Raw genomic sequence first — 21,273 nt, 5'->3', positions numbered from 1 at the left:
TCAAAACTAAAATGGCCAATTTATTTTCTATGGATATTCAGAATACAATTCAAAAATTAAGGGAGGAATTAAATCAGCACAACTATAATTATTATGTGTTAGATAATGCAATAATTTCTGATTATGACTTTGATTTGAAATTAAAAAAACTACAAGAACTTGAAGGCCAGTATCCGGAATATTTTGATGAGAATTCACCTTCGCAACGAGTTGGGGGAACAATAACAAAAAACTTCCAAACCGTTCCGCATGAATATAGAATGTATTCTTTGGATAATTCCTATTCCAAAGAAGAATTAATCGATTGGGAAAAACGTGTTCAGAAGGTTTTAGGAGATGTTCCATTAGAATATACTTGTGAACTAAAATACGATGGAGCTTCTATCAGTATTACGTATGAAAACGGAAAATTAAAACGTGCTGTTACTCGTGGCGATGGTTTTCAAGGGGATGATGTGACTAATAATATTAAAACCATAAAATCAATTCCGCTTAAGTTGAAAGGAAATTTCCCTGCTACATTTGACGTTCGCGGTGAAATCATTTTGCCTTTTGCCGGTTTCGATAAAATGAATCAGGAACTAATAGAAATTGGAGAAACTCCCTATTCAAATCCTCGAAATACGGCTTCAGGAAGTCTAAAATTGCAAGATAGTGCTGAAGTGGCAAAACGACCTTTGGATTGTTTGTTGTATTTTTTAATTGGCAATAATTTGCCTTTTAAATCGCAATTTGAAGGATTAGAAACGGCAAGAAATTGGGGTTTTAAAGCACCCAAAGAAGCAAAACTGGCTCATAATCTAGAAGAAGTTTTTGAATTCATTAATCATTGGGACACTCATAGACATACTCTTCCTTATGAAACGGATGGCGTAGTAGTTAAAATAAATTCTTTTCATTATCAAGAGGAACTGGGTTTTACTGCTAAATCGCCTCGTTGGGCCATCGCTTATAAATTCAAATCAGAACAAGTTTCAACAAAATTAAATTCTATTTCGTATCAGGTAGGGCGCACTGGTTCTATAACTCCCGTGGCTAACCTTGAACCCGTTCAATTAGCTGGAACCATTGTAAAAAGGGCTTCTTTACACAATGCAGATCAAATAGAAAAGCTAGATATTCGTGAAGGAGATACTGTTTTTGTAGAAAAAGGAGGAGAGATTATTCCCAAAATTATAGCAGTCGATTTAACAAAACGATCCGATGTCTCGGAGCCTACAAAATACATCACGCATTGTCCGGAATGCAATACAAAATTAGTGAGAAGTGAAGGTGAAGCCAATCATTATTGTCCAAATTTTTATGGTTGCCCACCGCAGATCATTGGAAGAATTCAGCATTTTATTTCTAGAAAAGCCATGGATATTGAAGGTCTTGGCGGAGAAACGATAGCTTTACTTTTTAATAATGGATTAGTGCATAATTATGCCGATTTGTATGAATTGACGGTAGATCAGATTTTACCATTGGAGCGAATGGCACAAAAATCGGCTGAAAATTTAGTGAATGGTGTTGCTAATTCGAAAAATATTCCTTTCGAACGCGTTTTGTTCGCACTTGGAATTCGCTTTGTAGGAGAAACAGTAGCGAAGAAATTGGCTAAACATTATAAAAACATTGATACCTTGGGTCAGGCGACTTTGATGGATTTGATTTTAGTGGATGAAATTGGAGACCGAATTGCACAAAGCGTAATTGATTTTTTCGAAAATCAAGAAAATAGAAGTATCATTGAGAGATTAAAAAAACATGGTGTACAATTTGAAATTTTTGAAAAAATAAATCCAAATGCCACGGATAAACTTTCAGGAAAGACTTTTGTAGTTTCAGGAGTTTTTGAGAAATTTTCCAGAGACGATTTGAAAAAAGCAATTGAAGATAATGGAGGCAAAATAGGGAATTCTATTTCAGCAAAAACGGATTATGTTGTAGCTGGAGACAATATGGGGCCTGCTAAATTAGATAAAGCCAATAAACTAAATGTCCCAATAATTTCAGAAGATGATTTTATCAATTTAATTCATAGTTCTACTGCAGAGACTGATTAAAAATATATTTTTTTGCCAGAATATTAATTGTCTGTTTTTTGATGTATTGTTTGAAATTCTTGTAAAGGTGTTTTTACATAGTAATGTTCTATGTTATTAAACAATTGGTCTTATTTATAGCACGCTAATCTGTTTTTATAAATTTGGAATTAATGCCCAAAGTTTAAATCCGGACTTAAAAATAAACAATGAATAGAATAACGGTTGGTTTTGTTCAAAAAATAATTGGTATAAAATGGTTTAATTTCATCGAAAAAATCGATTACAGTTACACTATGATCGATTTTCCTTCAAAAGCTTTTGCTTTATTGTTATCCAAATAAAAATCAATTCTACCCAGATTTATACCATAGCAACCTACCTGATTTACTAAAACTTCTTTGCCTACAAGATTTTTTATAACCGTTGGTTTGTCCAGAAAAGTATGGGTATGTCCACCAATAATCAAATCTATATCCTGAGTCAGCTCGGCCAATTTTAAATCAGATATTTTGGCAGGTTCGTCTCTGTATTTATACCCTAAATGAGACAAACAAATTATGATATCACATTGCTGTTCTTTCTTTAAAATCCGAACCATATCTTGAGCCGTTTCAATCGGATCATTGTACACCGTTTCCTTATACATTGCCTTGTCTACTAAGCCAGCAAGCTCTATCCCGAGTCCAAAAACACCTACTTTTATTCCGTTTTTGTTGAATATTTTATAGGGTTTTACAAAACCATCCATCACCGTGTTTTTAAAATCATAATTGGCAGATAGGAACTCAAATTTAGCGTGTGGCATTTGCGCATGCAAACCTTCTACACCATTGTCAAAATCATGATTCCCTATTGCAGAAGCGTCGTATTCCATCATGCTCATCAATTTGAATTCTAATTCACCTCCGTAATAATTAAAATAAGGGGTTCCCTGAAAAATATCGCCTGCATCCAGCAATAATACATTTGGATTTTCTTTCCGAATCGTTTCAATCAAAGCGGCTCTTCGGGCCACACCACCCATATTAGCATTTCTGGGATGATCTGCTGGGAAAGGATCAATATAACTGTGTACATCATTGGTGTGTAAAATTGTTAGTTGTTTGGTTTTAGACCACTCAAAACTGCTCAAGGATACACCTAAACCTAATAAAGCTGATCCAGCAGCTGTTTTCTCAATAAATTCTCTTCTTTTCATTTTATATTTTTTTGGAGCTATTTCCCGCTTTTCGTTGCAATCTTTTTTATCGTTAAAAAACGATAAAAAAGGATTTTCACTTTAATCGGGGCTATGCTTTACGTTTTCAAAATTACTTTGGATTGTTTATTACCCTTTTTTATTCAACCGTAATCCGAACATCATTTATCACAGGAATAGTATCCACTTCTTTAAAATAATCAATCAGTATATTTCGTAGTTTGTACTCTAAATCAAATTTTTGAACTCCTTTTTTAAAGAAATTCATATTGTCACCACCATTTGATAAATAATCATTGGTTCCTACATAATAAATAGTTTCTTGCTGAACAGGGTTTCCTTGAACCAATATATTTTTTGGAAGATTGTTTTTGTCAATAGTAAAGGTTAATCCAGCTAATGGATGCGGTTTTTTTTCAGCAATAAAGTAGGAAACGATTTCAAGGATTTGTTCTCCTTTTAGCGCAATAACGACCAGACTGTTTTCAAAAGGCATAATTTCAAAAGCCGTTCGGGCGGTGACATTCCCTTTTGGAAGTATAGAGCGAATCCCTCCGCTATTCAGCAAACAAATGTCGATATTCTTTTTTTCTCTAGCTTGAAACACAACATTACCTCGTTTTAATGTGACATCGGCCATCAGATTACCAATTGTAGTTTGCCATTTTCCAGAACTCTTGTCTAATGTTTCCGGACAATACGCAAGGACACTATCTAAATCTTTATTGATGTGTTCCCGATACGGTTTGATGAAATTTTCAATTTGCAGGGCTTGTTTTCCTATGGGGTCTGTAGTAGAGACTTGATTTTCTTTTTCAGTGACAGGAATTCGTTTTCCTTCAATTTTAGTAACATAGTAATTTTGTTTGCTGCACGAAGCAACAAATAAAAATGTTAAGAATATAACAAAAAGTTTAGAAACGTCGTTATACTTTTTTAGATTTACCATTTTAAATGCAACTTAATTAATTAATTTTGTAATCAAGTAAAAGTACTATGTTTTTAAATTATATAAAGAATTTTTTTGTAAAAAAAACATTAAAAAACAGCTTTCAGAATTTAAAAAGTAATGGATCTGTGGCTGGTGTGCAAACAATTGGTTTAGTCGTTGATACTACTGGTTTTGCTGAGACTGAATTGCTGGTAAAGGAAATTTTATCCTATGGAATTTTGCCTGAAAACATCAAAATTATTGTTTATAACGATAAATTAAAACAAATTAGCGAAAAAAAATATCCTATATTTAGTGCTCGAGATCTCAATTGGAAAGGACAAATTGCATCCACGGAGGTTAATGCTTTTAGCAATGAAAAATTCGATTTATTAATAAGCTATTACGATATAGAAAAAGCAATTTTATTGCAAGTTACCCATAATTCAAAAGCACAATTCAAGGTTGGTTTTTCATCCATAGACCAAAGATTAAATCATTTCATGATTAAAACAGAGGTTAATAGTTACCGTATTTTTTCAAGTGAGTTATTCAAATATTTAAAATTATTAAACAAAATATAAAATAATATGCAATTATTAATAGGAACAGGTGTTGCTCTTGTAACTCCTTTTAAACAAGATTTTTCAATAGATACCGAAGCTTTAAAAAGAATTGTACATTTTTCTATCGATGGAGGAATTGAATATTTGGTAGTATTGGGTACCACTGCAGAAAACGCAACTTTGTCTCCAGAGGAAAAAGAATTGGTCATCCGTACTGTAATCGAAGCTAATAATGGCACTTTGCCCTTAGTGCTTGGAGTAGGAGGTAATAATACCTTAAAAGTTGTTGAAGAGTTAAAAACAAGAGATTTAACTGCGTTTACGGCAATACTTTCCGTTTCTCCGTACTATAACAAACCTACTCAGGAAGGGATTTACCAGCATTTCAAGGCTGTTGCTGAAGCCTCTCCCATTCCAGTGATTTTATATAATGTTCCGGGAAGAACGGCAAGTAATATGTTGCCTTCGACTGTTTTGCGTTTGGCAAATGATTTCGAAAATATCGTAGCCATAAAGGAAGCAGCAGGAGATCTTGTTCAGGCAATGCAATTATTAAAAAACAAACCAAAAGATTTTCTTGTAATTTCTGGTGATGATATGATAGCTTTACCAATGGTTTTAGCAGGTGGAGCAGGTGTGATATCAGTTATTGGTCAAGGTTTCCCTAAAGAATTTTCTGAAATGATTCGATTGGGCTTAAACAGAAAGACAGATGAAGCGTTCAAAACACAGTATCTTTTATCAGATTGTATTGACATGATTTTTGAGCAGGGAAATCCAGCAGGAATTAAACAAGTCTTTCTATCACTAGGAATTTCTGAAAATACAGTGCGTTTGCCACTGGTAAAAGTAGATGATTCACTAGCAAATAGAATTGATCAGTTTGTAAAAAAAATGAATAAATAAGGATGAAAAAGTAGCATTTTTTTAAACAAAAAATATATTTTGAAGTCGCTAAATTAATAACTAAATTTGCCACCGAAACTTCGGTATGATTTGGTAGGTTGTTTCAGCCAAAGGAATCATGAAAAAAGTAAAAAAATGAAATCAAAGATTCACGAAATCTAAAAAACAATATTAAATGTTGAGTAAAAAAATAATATCTCTATTGCTTCTTGTAGTTTTTTTTAGTTCTTGTAACGAATACCAAAGAGCACTAAAAACCGAAGATGTAGCTGTCAAGTTTGAAATGGCGACTAAATTATACGATACAGGAAAATTTTCTAAAGCAATTCGTATTTTTGAGCAGATTGGCCCAGCATACAGAGGAAAGCCTCAAGCAGAAAAATTGTTTTATATGTTTGCGCAATCCTATTACAAGACAAAGCAATATTATTTAGCAGGATATCAATTTGAAAGCTTTGTTTCAGGATATCCTAAAAGTGAAAAAATACAAGAAGCAGCTTATTTAGGGGCAAAAAGTTACTCTATGCTTTCTCCTTCTTATAGTCTAGATCAAACGGACACGAACAAAGCATTGGATAAATTACAACTGTTTATTGATAGTTATCCAAACTCAGAATATATGGCTGACGCCAATAGTTCCGTTAAAGTGCTTAGCGAGAAAATACAAAAAAAAGTATTTGAAAATGCTAAAGGATACCATACGATTTCTGATTTCAAATCAGCGATAATTGCTTTAGATAATTTTGTTGCAGATTATCCAGGAACACCACTAAAAGAGGACGCATTGTTTTTTAAATTAGATTCAGCTTACCAACTGGCAATAAATAGTGTTCCTGCAAAAATGGAAGAACGTTTGAATGTTGCAAAAACAGCGCAAGCAAATTTGATAAAATTTAATGCTGAAACGAAATATATAAAAGTAGCGAACCAAATGTTAGCTCAAATAGAAAAAGATTTACAAAAATTTACTAAATAAATAAAGTCATGGATTTAAAAAAGACGAATGCTCCAGTAAATACAATAACATATAATAAAACTGTTATTGAAGAACCTACTGGTAATGTGTATGAAGCAATAACCATTATGGCTAAAAGAGCAAACCAAATCAATTCAGAAATTAAAAAAGAATTGACAGAGAAATTAGAAGAGTTTGCAACATATAATGATAGTCTTGAAGAAGTTTTTGAAAACAAAGAACAAATTGAGGTTTCAAAATTTTACGAAAAACTGCCTAAACCACACGCTTTAGCAGTTCAAGAATGGTTAGATGGTAAAATTTACCACAGAGACTCTAATAAATAATAAATGCTATGTCAGTTTTAAACGGTAAAAAAATTTTACTAGGAATTTCTGGTGGAATTGCAGCCTATAAAACCGCTTCATTAGTACGACTTTTCATAAAAGCAGGTGCACATGTCCAAGTGATAATGACACCTGCTTCTAAGGATTTTGTAACCCCTCTTACATTATCTACGTTATCCAAAAATCCGGTTTATTCTAGTTTTTATAACCAAGACAATGAAGATGAAAAATGGAACAATCATGTTGAATTGGCACTTTGGGCTGATTTGATGATTATTGCGCCAGCTACAGCAAATACATTGTCTAAAATGACAAATGGTATTTGTGATAATCTATTGATTGCAGCCTATTTATCCGCAAAATGTCCCGTGTATTTTGCTCCTGCAATGGATTTAGATATGTACAAACATCCTTCAACTATTGCTAATTTTTCCTCTTTGACACAATTTGGTAATACAATAATTCCTGCCGAAACAGGCGAATTGGCAAGTGGATTGTCCGGAGAAGGTAGAATGGCGGAACCAGAGAATATAGTGGCTTTTATTGAGGCGGATTTAAACAATAAATTACCTCTTAAAGGGAAAAAAATATTAATTACTGCGGGTCCTACTTATGAAGCAATCGATCCCGTGCGTTTTATAGGAAATCATTCTTCGGGTAAAATGGGTTTTGATATAGCAATTAGCGCTGCTAATCTAGGTGCTTCAGTAATTTTAGTAAGTGGACCAACACATTTTACAGTTTCAAATTCCTTGATTGAAGTTATTAATGTAGTCTCTGCCGAAGAGATGTATCTAGCCTGCCACCAGAGGTACGCTGATGTAGATGTCGCCATTGCAGCAGCAGCAGTTGCGGATTATAAGCCCAAGAATGTAGCTAAACAAAAAATTAAAAAGGCAGCTGATAATTTTGTAATTGAACTCGAGAAAACCAAGGATATTTTAGCTTCTTTGGGAACGCTGAAGAAAAATCAGTTTCTGATTGGTTTTGCTTTAGAAACAGAAAATGAAATCGAAAATGCAAAGCTGAAAATTCAGAAAAAAAACTTAGATTTGATCGTTTTGAATTCCCTTCAAGATCAGGGTGCCGGTTTTGGAAAACCAACGAATAAAGTTACTTTTATAGACCAGTTTTTTAATCTTGAACCAATGGAATTAAAATCGAAAGAGGCTGTTGCGGATGATATACTAAATAAAGTAATAGCGCATTTTGAAAAACTAAGGTAGTGCATGACAATCTATAAGTAAATAACGGTTGTGATTTATAGTGACAGATAAAAAAACAGAAATCTACAGATGAATAAAATATTTACTTTTGTGCTGCTTTTTATTTTTGGAGGTGTCCAAGCACAACAATTGAATTGTACTGTAACGGTTGATGCACAGCGATTGAGTGTTACCAATCAACAAGTTTTTAAAACCTTGCAAACCTCGATCAGTGAGTTTGTAAACAAAACAGATTGGACCGGTCAAACAGTGAAGCAAAATGAAAAAATTAATTGCTCAATTTATATTACTGTTTCTGCTAATAATTCCGATCAATTTATAGCCACCATCCAGGTACAATCATCCCGTCCGGTTTTTAATTCATCGTACACTTCACCAGTTTTAAATTATAACGACAAAGATTTTAGTTTTCGGTATACTGAGTTTGAAAATTTAATTTTTAACCCCAGCAGTTTTGATTCTAATTTAGTTTCTGTTCTTTCTTTTTACAGTTATGTCATTTTAGGAATGGATGCGGATACTTTTGTGATGGAATCCGGAAATCCTTATTTTGAAACTGCTCAGAATATTTTGAATGTAGCACAGCAAGGAGGATCAAAAGGATGGAGTCAGGCCGATGGAAATCAAAACCGTTATTTTTTGATAAATGATATTTTATCCCCGGCATTCAAACAAGTTCGACAAACGATGTTTGAGTACCATTCCGGATTAGATTTGATGAATCAGGATTTAAAAGAGGCTAAAGAAAAAATAAAAGGTTCTTTAATTGATTTAGCTAAGTTAAATGCTTCAAGACCTAATGCGTTTTTAACCCGTGTCTTTTTTGATGCTAAATCAGATGAAATTGTAGCTGTATTTTCAGGTGGTCCTAGTATCACAATTTCAGATTTAGTTGATAATCTAAATAAAATTTCTCCTTTGAATTCTAGCAAATGGGCACTGATACACTATTAATTAGCGGCCAGATTTTAATTTAATCCCCGGTTCCAATAAAAAAAACAAATAAATGATAACGTCACTTTCGATAAAAAACTATGCTTTAATAGAAAAATTGACAATCGATTTTTCAAAAGGTTTCTCAACAATCACTGGTGAAACTGGTGCAGGAAAATCAATAATTTTAGGTGCATTGGGGCTGGTTTTAGGAAAAAGAGCCGATTTGACTTCTCTAAAAAACAAAGAAGAAAAGTGTATTATTGAGGCTCATTTTGAAATTTCTAAGTATAATTTACTTCCTTTTTTTGAAACAAATGATTTAGACTATGAAAATGACACTATAATTAGACGCGAAATCCTGCCTTCAGGAAAATCAAGAGCGTTTGTTAATGACAGCCCCGTAAATCTTCAGGAATTGCAGGAATTGAGCTTATTCTTGATTGATATTCATTCGCAACAACAAACTCAAGAACTTTCGGATGAAAATGTACAGTTTGAAATTATAGATGCTATTGCCACAAATAAAAATATAATTCTGGAGTATCAGTCGCTTTTAAAAAAATATAAATCGGATAGATCCAAATTAAATTCGTTACTGAAAAGACAAAGCGAATCTAAGAAAGAGCAGGAATACAATACTTTTTTATTGGATGAATTGGTAGCAGCGCAATTAAAATCAGGTGAACAAGAATCTCTTGAGGCTGATTTTGAAAAATTAAATAATGTTGAAATTATCAAGGAATCTATTGATAAATCTTTGGCTATAGCCAATGAAGAACAAATGGGTGTGATGCATAATTTGAATGAAATTAAGGTTTCATTACAAAAAATTGCTGTTTTTTCAGCGGATTACCAATCTTTGTTAGAAAGAATTACAAGCGTAACGATTGAATTTGAAGATGTTTTGGAAGAAATGAATCGTTGTTCTGAAAAATTGATCAATGATCCGGAACAATTGGATTTAATTAGTCAAAAGCTTCAGGTGATTTTTACCTTGCAAAAGAAACATCAGGTGTCATCTGTGGATGAACTACTTCAAATTCAGATGAATCTAGAAAATTCAGTATTAGAATTAGGAAATATGGAAGAAGAGATCGCTGCACTGACGCTTTCTCTAAAACAAAAAACCGTTGAATTAGATGTTTTTTCAACTACAATTCATACGAATAGATTGAATTCGATTCCAGTTTTATCCCAAAAGTTGATTGCGATTTTAGAAACTTTAGGAATGCCTAATGTGCGCTTTAAAATGGATGTAAAATCAACTGAAACCTATTTTCAAAACGGAAAAGATGAGCTTCAGTTTTTATTTTCGGCCAATAAAGGGACGGATTTTGGTTTGTTAAAAAAAGTAGCTTCTGGTGGAGAAATGTCAAGGATTATGCTTGCTGTTAAGGCGATATTGGCACACTATTCAAAATTACCAACATTAATTTTTGATGAAATTGACACTGGTGTTTCCGGAGAAATAGCCATTAGAATGGGGGAAATTATGAAGGAAATGAGTCAGCAAATGCAAATTTTTGCAATTACGCATTTACCCCAAATTGCGGCAAAAGGGAATGCTCATTTCAAAGTGTTTAAATCGACTGTTGGCGAGGATACGCAATCTGAATTGAAATTATTAAGTAGAGAAGAAAGAGTGGTTGAAATCGCGCAAATGTTATCTGGAACAATCGTTTCCGACTCAGCCTTAAATCATGCCAAAGCCTTGTTGAACTAAAGAAATGCCTTATATTTGTCAACTTAAAAAGATAAATAAATAAAGATAAACTTAGTTATGTGTTTAATCTATTACCGATTAAACGTTTAACCAAATAAACAATAGAATTATGATTATAGAACCTAGAATGAGAGGATTTATTTGTACGACATCACACCCAAAAGGATGCGAGCAAAATGTAAAAAATCAAATAGAATACATACAATCAAAAGGCGCAATCAACGGAGCTAAAAATGTATTAGTAATTGGGGCTTCAACCGGTTTTGGTTTGGCTTCCAGAATTACAAGTGCTTTTGGTTCTAATGCAGCAACTATTGGTGTGTTTTTTGAAAAAGCTCCTTCTGAAGGAAAAACAGCTTCACCAGGTTGGTACAACTCTGCAGCTTTTGAAAATGAAGCGCATAAAGCAGGTTTGTATGCAAAAAGTATCAATGGAGATGCTTTTTCGAATGAAGTAAAGCAACAAACATTAGATCTTATAAAAGCTGATTTAGGTCAAGTGGACTTAATAATCTACAGTTTAGCTTCTCCCGTTCGTATGCATCCTGTAACAGGAATATTGCATCGTTCTGTTTTGAAACCAATTGGTGGTACTTTTACCAATAAAACAGTTGATTTTCATTCTGGTAAAGTTTCTGAAATTTCAATTGAGCCTTGCACTGGTGATGATATAGAAAACACAGTCGCCGTTATGGGCGGGGAAGATTGGGAGATGTGGATTGATGCTCTAAAAGCTCAAAATCTATTAGCTCCAGGCGCTACAACTGTTGCTTATTCGTATATTGGGCCATCATTGACTGAAGCCGTTTATAGAAAAGGCACAATTGGTCGGGCCAAAGATCATCTTGAATCGACTGCATTTGCAATCACGGACAGTTTAGCAGCTATTGATGGAAAAGCATTTGTTTCTGTAAATAAGGCATTGGTTACACAAGCAAGTTCTGCAATTCCGGTTATTCCATTGTATATTTCTTTATTATATCGAATAATGAAGGAAGAAGGTATACACGAAGGATGTATTGAGCAAATTCAGCGTTTGTATCAAGAACGATTGTTTACCGGCAATGAAGTTCCTGTTGACGAAAAAGGAAGAATTAGGATTGATGATTTAGAGATGCGTCCTGATGTTCAGGAAAAAGTAGCTAAATTGTGGATGGAGGCTGTAACTGAAAATTTATCCGAAATAGGAGATTTAGTAGGATACAGAAAAGATTTTTACAATTTATTTGGTTTTGACGTGGATGGTGTAGATTACAAAGCGGATACAAACGAAGTGGTAAACATTAAAAGTATTTCTTAATTATTGTACCTTAAAATAGTATTTATAAAACCATCAATTAATAGTTGATGGTTTTTTTATGGATAACCATTATATTTGTTAAAATTTTAAAGACCTAAAAACAGACTACTAATACCTCATTTTGATTTATGTTATTTTCCTTAATAATCCCAGTTTACAATCGCCCAGACGAAGTAGATGAACTTTTAGAAAGTTTGTCTCATACAACCTATAAAGAGATATTTGAAATTGTAATCGTAGAAGACGGTTCTGCTTTAGTGTGTCAGGATGTTGCTCAAAAATATGGAGACAGACTTGATATTTCCTATTATTACAAAGAGAATTCAGGACCTGGCGATTCCAGAAATTATGGAATGAAAAAAGCCAGAGGGGATTACTTTATCATTTTTGATTCGGATTGTATTATACCTGAGCAGTACTTGTCTGAAGTTGATACGGCTTTAAAGCAAAATTATGTAGACTGTTTTGGAGGACCGGACAAGGCTTTAGATAGTTTTTCAGACATCCAAAAAGCAATTAATTTTGCAATGACTTCTTTTTTAACCACAGGAGGAATTAGAGGCGGTTCTGAAAAAATCGATAAGTTTCAGCCCCGAAGTTTTAACATGGGGCTGTCTCGCAAAGCTTTTGAAGCGTCCAAAGGTTTTGGAAATATTCATCCAGGAGAAGATCCTGATTTGTCAATTCGTTTGTGGAACTTAGGTTTTGAAACCACACTTTTCCCACAAGCATTTGTATATCACAAACGAAGAATCGACTGGGATAAGTTTTCAACTCAGGTAAATAAATTTGGAAAAGCACGACCAATTCTTAACAGTTGGTATCCAAAATACAATAAGCTTACTTTTTTCTTTCCTTCGGTTTTCATCATTGGATTTTTCTTTTCAATTGTATTGTTGTTAATTTTTAATTTTGATTATCTGCTTCAGTTGTATTTTATTTACTTTTTGGTATTGTTCTTGGTCTCTTCTTACCAGAATAAGAGCCTTAAAATAGGTTATTTATCATTAATAGCGGTTTGGAAACAGTTTTATGGTTACGGTTTAGGTTTCATAAAATCCTATTATAAAGTTATTATTTTAAGGCAAAAACCACAAGAGGCTTTTCCCGAATTATTTTTTAAAGTGTAAGATGACAAAAATCATTGGTTTAACCGGAGGCATAGGAAGTGGCAAAACTACCCTTGCAAAATATTTTGAATCATTTGGGATTCCCGTTTATATTGCGGATGAGGAGGCCAGAAAAATGATGGAATCTGCTGTAATTTTAAAAGCCATAAAAAACGAATTTGGGAGCTCTGTTTTTGAAATTAACCTGTTAAATAGAGAAAAATTAGCTAAAATCGTATTTGAGGAACCTGAAAAATTAGAAAAACTCAATGCTATTATTCATCCGGCAGTAAAAAAACATTTTGATCAATGGATTTTACAACAAGAGACGGCGCCGTTTATTATCTATGAAGCGGCTATTTTATTTGAAAGTGGGCGTGATAAAGAATGTGATTTTATTATAACGGTTACAGTACCGTTAGAATTGAGAATTCAAAGGGTAATTGCCAGAGATAAATCAAACCGAGATCTTGTTTTGAAACGAATAAATTCACAATGGACTGATAAACAGAGAATTGACAAAAGTGATTTTGTTATTCATAATGTTTCACTTGAAACAGCAAAGCAGGAGGCAAATGAAATTCTTAAAATATTAAAGATTGTATAAAAACAAGCATAGTTGTTAATGTTTGGTTAATCTATTATTTAATATATTGTTAAAATACTAAATTTGTTTTGATGAATAAACTTTTTTTTAGATTACTTGTTTTATTAATGAGCTTGTCCTTAATAGGGATAATTTTAGTTCAGGTATATTGGTTCAATACCTCGTTTAAAAATAATGATGAGCAATTTAAGTTTCATGTTAAGCAAGTTATTGGTAATGTGGCGAATAATCTTCAAAAACAAGAAGAGTATAATTTTTATGACAAAATAAATCATTACAAGGATAGTACCGGAAAAGTTCCTAAAAAGGACGATATATTAGAGTTTTATTACGTTCAGAAAAATCCAAGAACAAACGAAACTATTATATACTCAAACAGTATAATTTCTGAGAATTACAATATTTCTCCTACGTTCTTTGATAAGAAATTTGATAGTGAAAAATTCAAGAATTTTAGTTCTAAACGCGTTACAGAAGTGTATAACAATAATTCTATTGACAAATTAGGTGGGAATCAAAGTTTGATTCCAGATATTAGAATTGAAAAAGAAGGAAATTTAGATATTTTAGACAATGCTCTTTTTAAAATTTCAGCAAAAGATGTATTGTCAGCAATGCCGCTTGAGGAACGTGTTTCGAGCAGTGTTTTACAAAAATTAATCAAGAAAGAATTAGAAGAACACGGTATTGAAACAAAATTTGAATTTGGTATTTACAGCAATAATTTAGCGACTAAAATCAAATCAAGCGAGTTTAAATATGATAAAGATGCTACCTATTCTATTCCGGTATTTATTGATAATGAAGGAAGCAGTAAGTATGATTTGTTGGTTACATTTCCGCTTAAAAAGAAATTTTTATTGTCGGAACTCGTAAGTATTACCGTACTTTCAATTGTTTTTACTCTAATTATTTTGATTGCGTATTCAAGTGCATTGAATCAATTGATCCGGCAACGTCAAATTTCTGAAATTAAAAATGATTTTATTAATAACATGACGCACGAGTTTAAAACTCCAATAGCCACAATTAATTTAGCATTAGATGCGATACGAAATCCAAAAATAATAGATGATAAGGAGAAGGTTTTACGATACCTTCAGATGATTAAAGACGAGAATAAACGCATGCACGCCCAGGTAGAGAATGTATTAAGAATTTCTAAACTAGAAAAGAAAGAACTGGACATTATCAAAGAGACGCTCAATGTACATGACATTATAAATGATGCTATTGAACATGTAAATCTAATTTTAGAAGATAGAGAAGGAACCATTAGAAGTCACTTTGGCGCTTTAAGAACTACCGTATTACTCAACGATGTTCATTTTACCAATGTGATTGTCAATATTTTAGAAAATGCTATAAAATATTCACCTAATGTGCCAGAAATAGACATTTTTACTGAAAATGTAAAAGATATGGTTATTATCAAAGTTAAAGATAACGGTTTAGGAATGAGTAAAATAGCTCAAAAAAGAATTTTTGAAAAATTTTATAGAGAACATACCGGCGACATTCATAATGTCAAAGGGCATGGATTAGGTTTAGCGTATGTAAAAAGAATTGTAGATGACCACAACGGTCAAGTATATGTAGAAAGTGAAAAGGGAAAAGGGAGTACCTTCATAATAAAATTACCATTAATAAATTAGAATATGGAAAATGTAAATAAGAAAATACTTTTAGTGGAAGATGACCTGAATTTTGGTGCGGTTTTGAAAGATTATTTAATGCTAAATGATTTTGACGTCACTTTAGCCAAAAATGGAATGGAAGGTTTCGAAAAATTTAAAAAAGATACTTATGATTTGTGTATTCTGGATGTAATGATGCCTTACAAAGATGGTTATACTTTAGCAAAAGAAATCAGAGAAAAAAACAACGAAGTTCCAATTATCTTTTTAACTGCAAAATCGATGAAAGAGGATGTGTTGAAAGGCTACAAAGCGGGTGCGGATGATTACTTAAATAAACCTTTTGATTCAGAAGTATTGTTGATGAAAATCAAAGCGATAATTCAAAGAAAATCATCAGATACCAGAGCAGAACAAGTACAATTTGAATTTAATATTGGGAAGTTTTATTTAAATTCAAAACTTCGTTTTTTAACTTTTAATACTGAAGAGCCAATTAAATTATCTCCAAAAGAAAATGATTTGTTGAAGATGTTGATTCTTCATGAAAATGATTTGATGCCAAGAGAATTAGCCTTGACGAAAATATGGAGAGATGATAATTACTTTACATCCAGAAGTATGGATGTTTATATAGCAAAACTGAGGAAATACCTTAAACTGGATGAAGATGTTGAAATTTTGAATATCCACGGAGAAGGATTTAGATTAGTTGTAAAAAATAAAGTAGCAGAATAAGTAGCTATAAGCCTCAAGAAATTGAGGCTTTTTTTATTTTAAAAATATTTATTTCCAGTTTAATTGCAAAGCGAAATTGGTTTTTTCTTCTTTTGTAATACTAAAAATAGTTTCATTTTTAGAAATAGTTTCATGAATAATTACGTTATCCTTTAGAGATAATTCTTTTAGGAAATTCATTTCGAAACTAATAATTTCCTGATTCAGGATTAGTTTTTCATCAACCAGATCCAAACACCATTCCAGATATTTGACATTATTAACATGATTTACAATGTCTAAATCCGATAAGAAAATGGTTTTTTCAAAAACTATTTCTTTCTCCTGATTGAAATTAATTTTAGAAAAACCTTCATGAGTAGCTTTTTTTTCTGGATATACTTCAAAATGCTCGAACGGCAACGCCAATGCTTCCGGCCGTCTTTTTTTAGTATTGAATACAGCCCAGAAAGTCTCTGAGCCCACAATTTTTTCTCCATTTACATGCATTTCCAGCGCCCGTACTGAACGGGAATTCTCTAAGGAATTGATCCAGGTTTTTACCGTTACGACATCTCCGGATTTAGGTAATTTAGTAACTTCAACACGCATTCTGCTCAAAACCCACGCTTGATTAAATTCCTGCATGTCCGTAAAACTGATTCCACCAATTTCTGAATGTGCAGCTGCTGTTAATTGTAATATAGAACACAAATCAGTGTATTTTAAAAACCCGTTTGGAGCACATTGTGTAAAATTGATTTCCCAGTCTTTGCTAAGAATAGATGTGAAGTTAGGTGAAATGGGCATATTTATAGATTGTAATTATTAGTAATGGGTTTAAAAAGGCTTTTTTGTTGTACTTCTTTTGTTTATAGGGATTGTTAAAACAAAACATTTTATAAATAATAATAATGACCGCTAATTATATTCGAAGTATAGGTTTTTTATTAGCGAATTAGTGGTTAAATTTTTTTGATCGTCGTCAATAATGATATTTTTATTTTTTTGAATTGATGTACTTCACAATCGTTTCATACGGAGTTTCAAAATCAAACCATTTGGTGTTTTCATTTTTTTTGAACCAAGTGAGTTGACGTTTTGAGAATCGGCGGGTATTTTTCTTTATTTCTTCAATGGCAAATTCTAATGAAATTTCCCTGTCAAAATAACGGAATAGTTCTCTGTAACCCACTGTTTGCAAGGCGTTCAATTCTTTATTCTGGAATAACGTTTTTGCTTCCGCTAATAAACCCTCGTTCATCATGGCATCTACACGTTGATTAATTCGGTTATAGATACCCTTTCTGTCGGCTTCTAAACCAATTAAAATAGGAGTGAAGTTGCGACTGTTTTGCTTTTGATTTAAAAAAGAAGAATATGGTTTTCCGGCACCAATACATACTTCTACGAAACGCATCATACGTTGTGGATTTTGTAAGGTTTGAGAATTCTCGACAGTCAAAGTTTTGTAATAATTAGGATCTAAAACTTCGAGTTTTTGTTGCAAATACCCAATTCCCAGTTTTTCATAATTCAGTGTTATTGCTGAGCGAACTGTAGGGTCTATTTCTGGAAATTCATCAAAACCTTTTAGGATTGCGTCTACATATAATCCCGAACCACCAACTAGTATAGCATAATCATTGGTCAGAAATAATTCGTCCAGTTTTGCAATGGCTTCTTTCTCGAAATCACCTACGGTATAATTCTCGAATATGGATTTGTTTTGGATGAAATGATGGGTAGCTGTTGCTAGCTCGGCTTGGTTTGGAACTGCGGTTCCGATGGTCATTTCCTTGAAAAACTGTCGGCTGTCACATGACAGGATATCGCATTTAAAATAATTAGCCAAAATGATGCTCAAGGAAGTTTTTCCTATCGCTGTGGGTCCGATAATGGTGATTAGGTATTTCATAGTTTTTAGCCCAGATGGAAACGGAAACCCCGGAGGTATTGCAGTTTTTTTTCTTGGTGTAAAAGAGCGACCGGAGGAAGCTCCTTTTAAGCCTTAGAAAAACAACTGCAATAACGAGGAGTTGCAGTGTACAGCTGGAATTGCTTCAAATTAATAAATTATAATTCGGTGCCACAATGGTAGCAGTATTTTGCATTATATTCATGACCGTCAGTTCCGCAAACGGTGCATGGATTAATTCTTTCGGCTCTTGGTTTTTTACGGTTGCTGTTTGCAAATTCAGCTGAAACGATACCCGTAGGAACGGCTATTATTCCATATCCCATGATCATTACTACTGATGCTATAGCTTGGCCTAATGGTGTGATGGGCGATATGTCACCGTAGCCAACGGTTGTGAGTGTTACAATGGTCCAATAAATGCTGGTGGGAATGCTGGTAAAGCCGCTTTCTTTACCCTCTACCACATACATAACGGAGCCTATCAGGATGCTGCTGATCAACATGAAATAGATAAAAATTAATATTTTTCCTCTACTGGCAATTAGCGCTTCTTTTAGGTGAGTGGATTGACTGGAGAATTTTGGATGTTTCAATATTTTGAACAATCGCAGTAATCTCAAAGCCCTTACCACAGTTAAAACGCTTGTTCCAAAATAAAACAAGGACAAATACATAGGTAAAGTGGCAATCAAATCAATGATTCCATAGAAACTGAGAACGTATTTGACAGGTTTTTTTATAGATATAATTCGAAGAATGTATTCTAAGGTAAAGAAAATCGTAATGACCCACTCTAGGATAATGAGTTCTTGGTGGTATTTTGTATCGAAACCTTTTACGGTTTCAAGCATCACAATTACAACACTTAACAAAATTACTCCTAAAAGTACTAGGTCAAACAAGCGCCCGGAAGCCGTATTTGTGCCATAAATAATGACATTGGTTTTTTGTCTGAAAGTGTCAAATTTTGACTTTATTCGGTGCATAATTATGGATGGATTGATAGCATACGATTAGAATTTTAACGTTTTCAAGGTTTTATTGCTTCGTATGTGCCCTTGGATAATATTTTTAGTGTCCCGGTTATTTTGCATCGGAATGAGGATGTTTCTCAGTATTTCGATATTGTTGATTTGATAATTTAAATCATAAAAAGCATAGCCTTTGTAAATTCCGTTTTCGATCAAAACGGCAGATCTTTCGCTGATGGTTCTGCCTTTGTCAATCAATACCATATTTTGATTTTCGAAACTATTTTTATCGACAAAAGTAAGAACTCTGATATTGTATTCTTCAGGTGAAACTTTGCTAATACAAGCGCCGTCACATTCTTTTATAGTGTATTGAAAACAGTTGGTTTTAGAAACATACAAACCAGTTAGTTTTTGGCATAAATTATAATGAGAAGTAATTCTGAATAATGCGTTTTTACCCTCTTGCAGGGAGGAAAAGGATGTGATTTCTTTTTTGCGTCCATCTGCTTTTTGAAGCTTTAGGTTGAGATACCCATTTTTATCTTTTTCAGCATAGAGTGCCAGTTGAAAAATACTTTTCCGCTGTGCTCTGTTATATATGGGTTTGTTGATTTTTATTTCCTCGCTTTCTTTTAATAATGCGATCAATTCACTTCCGGTTTCATCATAGGTTACGGAAAACACTTCTGCTTGAATTTTCTTGCATTTTGCAGAAGTTCCTGTAAAATGCTGATTGATTCGTTTTTTTATGTTTCGGCTTTTGCCAATGTAAATTAGATTTCCTTTCTCATTATGAATGTAATAGACACCTGTTTTTGCTGGTAATCCGGACACAATATCCAGTAATTTTGGAGCGATTCCTTTTTCGATTTCCAGCTTTATAAAATCTTTTACAATTTCTTTCTCTAAATCTTTTTCTAAAAGAATTTTGAATAATTTGACTGTTGCTAAAGCATCACCACTGGCTCTGTGGCGGTCTGCCATTGGGATTCCAAGCGCACGAACGAGTTTTCCTAGGCTATGGGACGGTTGTTCCGGCAATAATTTTTTTGATAATTCAACCGTACAAAGTGTTCTGGCTTCAAAATCGTATCCTAATCGTCTGAATTCGGTTCGTAAGATTCTGTAATCAAAAGAAGCATTATGAGCCACGATAATACAATCGTTTGTCATTTCGATGATGCGTTTTGCTACTTCAAAAAACTTGGGAGCAGATTGCAACATGGCATTATTAATACCGGTAAGTTTAACTACAAAAGGTTGAATTGGGATTTCCGGATTTACCAAACTAATGAACTGATCCACGACCTCATGTCCATCAAATTTATAGATAGCGATTTCCGTGATTCCCTCTTCGTTGAATTGTCCTCCAGTGGTTTCTATGTCTAGTATTGCGTACAAAATAAGTATTCAGTGTTCAGTTTTTAGTATTCAGTTTTGAAGTAGAGATTTTTAAATCTGAAATGCTTCGCCAGTTCGCTACCGCTCGGGTCAATATTCGTTAATCTCAAATCAAAAGTCAATTTCTTCCTCCAAAGATACTACTTCCAATGCGAACCATCGTACTTCCACATTCAATTGCAAGTTGATAATCACCGGACATTCCCATAGAAAGAATGGTAAATTTTGAATTTTGAATTTTGAATTTATCAAAAATAGATTTCAGATGGGTGAATTCTTTCTTGATTTGATCTTTCTTGTCTGTAAAAGTTGCCATTCCCATTAATCCAACGATTCTAATGTTTTTTAATTCCTGGAATTCGTTTGAGGATAGGATTGAAGCAAGTTCTTCTTGGTCAAGACCAAATTTAGTTTCTTCTTCGGCAATATGCATTTGTAATAAACAATCAATAATTCTATTGCTTTTTAGTGCTTGTTTGTTTATTTCCTGTAGCAATTTCAAACTATCCACACCGTGAATCAAGCTCACAAATGGCGCCATAAATTTGACTTTATTGCTCTGAACATGGCCTATCATGTGCCATTGAATGTCTTTTGGCATTTGTTCCCATTTCTCCGCCATTTCCTGGATTTTATTTTCTCCAAAAATGCGTTGACCGGCCTCATACCCTTCCATTAAATCCGAAACAGGTTTGGTCTTTGAAACCGCAACTAAGGTTATATGTTCCGGTAAAGTGGATTTTATTTGGAGTAAATTATTTTTTATTGGCATTTTAATGTTTAAATTTT

20 protein-coding genes are annotated in these 21,273 nt (G+C 33.2%); 13 read left to right on the top strand and 7 right to left on the bottom strand.

The window, feature by feature from the left end:
* Window positions 1–29 precede the first annotated feature (29 nt).
* Window positions 30–2,048, top strand: a complete 2,019-nt coding sequence (gene ligA / locus EKL96_RS12485) for an NAD-dependent DNA ligase LigA (protein ID WP_126463085.1) — start codon at window positions 30–32, stop codon at window positions 2,046–2,048.
* 268 nt (window positions 2,049–2,316) lie between these two features.
* Here the strand turns inward: ligA and EKL96_RS12480 are convergent, their stop codons facing one another.
* Together EKL96_RS12480 and EKL96_RS12475 are read right to left on the bottom strand one after the other, a co-directional pair.
* The gene (locus tag EKL96_RS12480; RefSeq protein ID WP_126462937.1) at window positions 2,317–3,228 is read right to left on the bottom strand and encodes a bifunctional metallophosphatase/5'-nucleotidase; all 912 of its coding nucleotides are present in this window, start codon (window positions 3,226–3,228) and stop codon (window positions 2,317–2,319) included.
* Between the two features lie 139 nt (window positions 3,229–3,367).
* A complete protein-coding gene (locus tag EKL96_RS12475) occupies window positions 3,368–4,177 on the bottom strand; it encodes a 5'-nucleotidase C-terminal domain-containing protein (RefSeq protein WP_126462935.1) in 810 nt (269 codons plus the stop codon).
* A gap of 47 nt (window positions 4,178–4,224) precedes the next feature.
* On the opposite strand from EKL96_RS12475, the gene EKL96_RS12470 reads away from it, so the two are divergent.
* From EKL96_RS12470 to EKL96_RS12415, 12 genes are all read left to right on the top strand, one after another.
* Window positions 4,225–4,743 carry a DUF6913 domain-containing protein gene (locus tag EKL96_RS12470; RefSeq protein ID WP_126452446.1) on the top strand — a complete coding sequence of 173 codons (519 nt, stop codon included), beginning with the start codon at window positions 4,225–4,227 and terminating at the stop codon, window positions 4,741–4,743.
* A gap of 6 nt (window positions 4,744–4,749) precedes the next feature.
* The gene (gene dapA, locus EKL96_RS12465; RefSeq protein ID WP_126462933.1) at window positions 4,750–5,631 is read left to right on the top strand and encodes a 4-hydroxy-tetrahydrodipicolinate synthase; all 882 of its coding nucleotides are present in this window, start codon (window positions 4,750–4,752) and stop codon (window positions 5,629–5,631) included.
* 175 nt (window positions 5,632–5,806) lie between these two features.
* Complete coding sequence (locus EKL96_RS12460) at window positions 5,807–6,607, top strand: outer membrane protein assembly factor BamD (protein WP_126462931.1); 801 nt, start codon at window positions 5,807–5,809, stop codon at window positions 6,605–6,607.
* A gap of 8 nt (window positions 6,608–6,615) precedes the next feature.
* Window positions 6,616–6,933, top strand: a complete 318-nt coding sequence (locus EKL96_RS12455; RefSeq protein WP_026709525.1) for a DNA-directed RNA polymerase subunit omega — start codon at window positions 6,616–6,618, stop codon at window positions 6,931–6,933.
* Between the two features lie 8 nt (window positions 6,934–6,941).
* Window positions 6,942–8,159, top strand: coding sequence for a bifunctional phosphopantothenoylcysteine decarboxylase/phosphopantothenate--cysteine ligase CoaBC (coaBC, locus tag EKL96_RS12450; protein ID WP_126462930.1), 1,218 nt, complete (start codon window positions 6,942–6,944; stop codon window positions 8,157–8,159).
* Window positions 8,160–8,228: 69 nt separating this feature from the next.
* Window positions 8,229–9,113 carry a DUF4835 family protein gene (locus EKL96_RS12445; protein WP_126462928.1) on the top strand — a complete coding sequence of 295 codons (885 nt, stop codon included), beginning with the start codon at window positions 8,229–8,231 and terminating at the stop codon, window positions 9,111–9,113.
* 52 nt (window positions 9,114–9,165) lie between these two features.
* Entirely contained in the window at window positions 9,166–10,818 is a 1,653-nt protein-coding gene (gene recN / locus EKL96_RS12440; RefSeq protein ID WP_126462926.1) for a DNA repair protein RecN, read from the top strand.
* Between the two features lie 109 nt (window positions 10,819–10,927).
* A complete protein-coding gene (fabV, locus tag EKL96_RS12435) occupies window positions 10,928–12,118 on the top strand; it encodes an enoyl-ACP reductase FabV (RefSeq protein WP_126462923.1) in 1,191 nt (396 codons plus the stop codon).
* A 128-nt stretch (window positions 12,119–12,246) separates the two neighbouring features.
* Window positions 12,247–13,248, top strand: a complete 1,002-nt coding sequence (locus EKL96_RS12430) for a glycosyltransferase (protein WP_126452432.1) — start codon at window positions 12,247–12,249, stop codon at window positions 13,246–13,248.
* Between the two features lies 1 nt (window position 13,249).
* A complete protein-coding gene (gene coaE, locus EKL96_RS12425) occupies window positions 13,250–13,834 on the top strand; it encodes a dephospho-CoA kinase (RefSeq protein ID WP_126462921.1) in 585 nt (194 codons plus the stop codon).
* Between the two features lie 71 nt (window positions 13,835–13,905).
* Window positions 13,906–15,489, top strand: coding sequence for a sensor histidine kinase (locus EKL96_RS12420; protein ID WP_126462919.1), 1,584 nt, complete (start codon window positions 13,906–13,908; stop codon window positions 15,487–15,489).
* 3 nt (window positions 15,490–15,492) lie between these two features.
* Window positions 15,493–16,209 carry a response regulator transcription factor gene (locus EKL96_RS12415; RefSeq protein WP_126452426.1) on the top strand — a complete coding sequence of 239 codons (717 nt, stop codon included), beginning with the start codon at window positions 15,493–15,495 and terminating at the stop codon, window positions 16,207–16,209.
* Between the two features lie 48 nt (window positions 16,210–16,257).
* On the opposite strand, the gene EKL96_RS12410 is transcribed toward EKL96_RS12415, so the two are convergent.
* From EKL96_RS12410 to EKL96_RS12390, 5 genes are all read right to left on the bottom strand, one after another.
* Window positions 16,258–16,998: an acyl-[acyl-carrier-protein] thioesterase gene (locus tag EKL96_RS12410; RefSeq protein WP_126462918.1), complete on the bottom strand. Its 741-nt coding sequence runs from the start codon at window positions 16,996–16,998 to the stop codon at window positions 16,258–16,260.
* A 190-nt stretch (window positions 16,999–17,188) separates the two neighbouring features.
* The gene (gene miaA, locus EKL96_RS12405; protein WP_126462916.1) at window positions 17,189–18,106 is read right to left on the bottom strand and encodes a tRNA (adenosine(37)-N6)-dimethylallyltransferase MiaA; all 918 of its coding nucleotides are present in this window, start codon (window positions 18,104–18,106) and stop codon (window positions 17,189–17,191) included.
* 158 nt (window positions 18,107–18,264) lie between these two features.
* Window positions 18,265–19,095, bottom strand: coding sequence for an ion transporter (locus EKL96_RS12400; RefSeq protein ID WP_126462913.1), 831 nt, complete (start codon window positions 19,093–19,095; stop codon window positions 18,265–18,267).
* 27 nt (window positions 19,096–19,122) lie between these two features.
* Window positions 19,123–20,484 carry an exonuclease domain-containing protein gene (locus EKL96_RS12395; protein ID WP_126462910.1) on the bottom strand — a complete coding sequence of 454 codons (1,362 nt, stop codon included), beginning with the start codon at window positions 20,482–20,484 and terminating at the stop codon, window positions 19,123–19,125.
* 118 nt (window positions 20,485–20,602) lie between these two features.
* Complete coding sequence (locus EKL96_RS12390) at window positions 20,603–21,256, bottom strand: YggS family pyridoxal phosphate-dependent enzyme (protein ID WP_126462907.1); 654 nt, start codon at window positions 21,254–21,256, stop codon at window positions 20,603–20,605.
* Window positions 21,257–21,273 lie beyond the last annotated feature (17 nt).

Origin of the sequence: Flavobacterium sp. LS1R10 (genome assembly GCF_003968825.1) — a bacterium.
GTDB lineage: Bacteria > Bacteroidota > Bacteroidia > Flavobacteriales > Flavobacteriaceae > Flavobacterium.
This window is presented reverse-complemented; position numbering and strand designations above follow the sequence as displayed.